Here is a 265-nt window from a genome sequence, read left to right on the forward strand (position 1 = left end):
TTCCAGCTGGGAGCAAAGGCCCAGCAGCACGGGATCGCGCGGGCGGATTTCCTGGCTCTTCCAATGGGTCCGGTCGCGGACCTGCTGGATGGTGTTCTTGGTGGTGCCCAGCAGCTTGCAGATCTGCTGCTCGGCCACTTCGGGATGATTGCGGAGCAGCCAGGCGATCCCGTCCGGACGATCCTGCCGCTTGGACAGCGGCGTGTAGCGCGGCTCCTTTTTCTTCGGGCCGAGCCGCGTATCCGCGATCGAGCGCTGCAGGCGC

General features: G+C 66.0%; 1 protein-coding gene. It reads right to left on the reverse strand.

Going from position 1 to position 265, the window contains the following annotated elements; all coding sequences use genetic code 11:
* Positions 1-265 (reverse strand): cell cycle transcriptional regulator TrcR (locus tag ACSNOK_RS34590; RefSeq protein WP_436784675.1); only part of this gene is annotated, 265 nt, incomplete at both ends.

The sequence above is a fragment of the Streptomyces sp. URMC 126 genome, from assembly GCF_051386555.1.
GTDB lineage: Bacteria > Actinomycetota > Actinomycetes > Streptomycetales > Streptomycetaceae > Streptomyces.